The following is a 3,272-nucleotide window of genomic DNA, read 5'->3' on the forward strand; positions in this document are numbered from 1 at the left end:
GAAAGGTCGACCGTGATGGCGTCGCTGCCTGCGGCCGCTCCGGTCAGGACGTCGGAGAACTCGTTGACGTTGGCCAGGTCGATGTCGCCGGACGCGGTGACAACCGGCGGTAGTCCGGCCTCGGCAGAGGACAGCCGGAACTGGCTATTGGTCATGCTTCGACTCCCGCTCGCTCCGGTCCTCGCTTCGCGCGAGAGCTTGCGGTTCGCGCCTTCGACCTGAGCCTCACTCGCCGTCGTCCTCGGAAGGTCATGGATGGAGCTCCTTGCGCATTTCCACCGTTGTTCCCTGCGGGGTTGGCGTCACTGTGACCGCGTCGACGAGGGCGTTCATCAACCTGCTGCCGTGCCCGCGTTGCGCACTCCGCTCACACCGCTCACTCTTCAGTGGTGCCTGCCAGCGTCCGTTGTCCTTGACGGTCAACGCTAGACCCGTCGTAGTCGCCTGCGCCGTGACCTCCACCTCGACGTCACCGGCCGTGCCGCGGACGGCATGCTCAACGGCGTTGGAGACCGCCTCTCCGACGGCGAGTAGGACCTCGGCGGCGGCCGACGGGGTGACCTGGGCGGTCGGTAGCCAGGTGCGCAGGCGGGCGCGGATGACGGCAAGGCTGGCTGGGATCGCCGGTAGCCGTATCCGCAACGGCGCAGGCCCGACGACGTCGGCGCCGGAAACCGTTGTCACCAGCACCTCCGGATGTCTAGCGGCAAGCCCACCTGGGTGGCCGCCTGAACGCACGCGAATTCCCCCGCATTGCCTGCCTCTCCTCGACAGTTGCATATGGCCGTTGTTGTCATATCACGCAAGGTTCTCCTCCGGCGTGGCTTCGCCGAATGCGAAGCGCATGCCGATGTTGGTGCCCTCTGCTGTTCCATCGATGTCCACCCGTTCGCTCAGGGTCCGCATCAGCAGCAGTCCGCGGCCCCTGGTGCCGGGGTCGGCGGGTGGCGTCTTCCACGAACCCGAGTCGGTGACCCTGACGTGAATGTGGTTGTCGTCGAGTGTGGCCTCCACGCGCATTGTCCCCGGCTCGCGTCCGCGATATGCGTGCTCGGCGCTGTTGCTGCACGCCTCATTGACTACAAGCACGATGTCCGCGGCGAGCGACTCCGGCACGTTCTTGCAGCGCAGCCAGTCAGCGAAGCGGCGTCGGATATCGCTCAACCGTACTGGGATCGCGTCGTTTTCGATGACGAGCGCGGAACCAGGATGGCGGTACAGCACGATCGCGACATCATCGTCGTAGCCGAGGGCGGGGGCCAGTCTCTCGAGCATCGCGTCGGCAACCGCGTCGATCGGCAATTCGATGGTCTGCGTCAGCATCTCGGTTACGCGGGCTATTCCGGCGTCTATGGAAAGGTCACGCCGCTCGACGAGCCCGTCGGTGTAGAGCAACAGGGTCGATCCGGCGGCCAGTGCCGCGACGCCCTGTGGACGAGGTTCGTCGTTGTGAACCGCGAGAGGTACCGAGCTGGCATCCGTCAACTGCTGTGGCCGCGACTCCGGCGCGGCGAGCAGGGCAGGGACGTGTCCTGCGCTGCTGTACGTCAGTGTTTCGGCCCGGGTGTCGAGGATGGCCACAAACACCGTGGTGCAGAACGCATCTGGAATCAGGGCCGCAACAGAATCAAGCTGTTGGAGCATGGTCGCCGGCTCGGCGCCGGTGAGAAGCAGCGCGCGGGCCGAGGCGCGGAGCTGACCCATCACCACGGCCGCAGGCAGACCACGGCCGACGCAGTCGCCGACGATGACACCGATACGGTGGTCGCCGACGGGCAACACGTCATACCAGTCGCCGCCGATCTCAAGCGGCGACACCGCGGGCTCATAACGCGCGGCGAAGCCCGCAGGCAGTTCGGTCGGCGCGAGCATCGAGCGCTGCAGCGTCAACGAGGTGTCACGGGCGTGCTCGAATTGGCGGACGTGCTGAATCGCCAGGCTGAGGTGTCCGACAAGCGCGGTGACGAGCTGCCTGTCCTCTGCGCCGACCCTTCGGGGTTCACCGAATTCGAGCCACAGCGTGGCCTCACGCGACAGCGTGGCCACGATTCCGTGTGCGGTGTCGGTCCCGGCCCCCCATCCGACGGGTGCGGCGGTCAGCGACAGCCAGCCGCGGGCGTCCTCGAGCGACCTGCGCAGCGGCGGGTCGAGGTCACGCCATTGCGCCGTCCGGGGTGATCCCGCAAGATGCACGGCCGGGTCGAGATCGCCAGTTGGCCACAAGATGGCCGCGACGTGCCGAACGCCCAGCGTGGCGCGACACTCGTCGAGCATGGTCGACAGCACGTCGCCGACGTTCCTGGCCAGGGTGACGGCGGTGGCGAGGTGGGCGACGGCCCGCTCCCGTTCGGCGGCGGACCGAGCGGCAGTGACGTCGCGAATGGTGCCGACGTAAGTGCCTCCGCTGTCCCCTCCGTCCCCTTCAGTGCTCGGCGACGTGACTGCGTTGACGCTCGTCGCCACCCACACAAGGTGGCCGTCGCGGTGCCGTATCGGCGCCTCAGCCTCCAGCGTGCCCTCCGCGACCAGTCGGGCCGATCGCTCCCTCGCATCCTTGTCTTGTGCCATCCACGGGTAGGGCCACGTATAGGGGACGCCGTCGGCGCCGTAGCCGGTGATGTGGGCGAACGCCTCGTTGACCTCGATGACCGCCCCGCTGTGGTCCGCGACGAAGAAGCCCTCCTGAAGTGAATTCACCAGCGCCGTGCGGAACTCGTCACGGTCGGCGAGATCCTCGGCGCGTGCCCGCTGTTGTTCGTATCGCTTTGTACCGTCGAGGAATCCGCGCGTCACCACGTCCAGCGCCGCAAGCGTCTGTAGGAGAAACCGCAGTGCGACAACGGTATCGATCCCGGACTCCGGCGCGTCGACCAGGCGGGAGTGGTTCTCGACGATCTCCAGCATGCTGATCTGTTCCTGCAGCGCCCGGCGTCCCAGGTCGTGACCTACGGCAAGGGTGTCCTCGCCCTGCGCCGCGGCATACGCCCGCAGCGCCGCGGCGTACTGGGCGTGGAAGTCCGCGGATTGCGTCATGCCGAAGCGCCCCGGTGACGCGCGGCGAGCACAAGCGCATCATCGGATTCCCTGCTGTACGCGTTGAGGATGCGTTCGGCGATCGCCATTGCGGGTGCGGCGAAATCGATGTCGGCGACGTGGTCTTCGAGGATGCCGTCGGTCGCGATGACGAGGAGGTCGCCGGGACCGATCGAAACCTGGTGTGTGGCCAGTGCATGCGGGATCCGGTAGCCCACGATGCCGCCTGCCAGCAGGGC

At 67.2% G+C, this 3,272-nt stretch carries 2 protein-coding genes and 1 pseudogene; all 3 read right to left on the bottom strand.

Going from position 1 to position 3,272, the window contains the following annotated elements; genetic code table 11:
• Positions 1-249: 249 nt before the first annotated feature.
• Positions 250-684, bottom strand: a complete 435-nt coding sequence (locus tag QOH60_RS24930) for an ATP-binding protein (protein ID WP_526424563.1) — start codon at positions 682-684, stop codon at positions 250-252.
• A gap of 114 nt (positions 685-798) precedes the next feature.
• Positions 799-3,033 (bottom strand): ATP-binding SpoIIE family protein phosphatase, encoded by a 2,235-nt coding sequence (locus QOH60_RS24935; RefSeq protein ID WP_526424564.1) that lies wholly within the window; start codon positions 3,031-3,033, stop codon positions 799-801.
• Positions 3,030-3,272, bottom strand: a pseudogene (locus tag QOH60_RS24940) (SpoIIE family protein phosphatase); the annotation flags it as partial. The pseudogene QOH60_RS24940 and the gene QOH60_RS24935, both read right to left, overlap by 4 nt.

Source organism: Mycobacterium sp. (assembly GCF_032159765.1).
In the GTDB taxonomy this organism is placed as follows: Bacteria; Actinomycetota; Actinomycetes; order Mycobacteriales; family Mycobacteriaceae; genus Mycobacterium.

Excerpts from the sequence above, each read along its gene's own strand:
- QOH60_RS24935 (WP_526424564.1), bottom strand. The coding sequence starts at position 3,033 with ATGACGCAATCCGCGGACTTCCACGCCCAGTACGCCGCGGCGCTGCGG.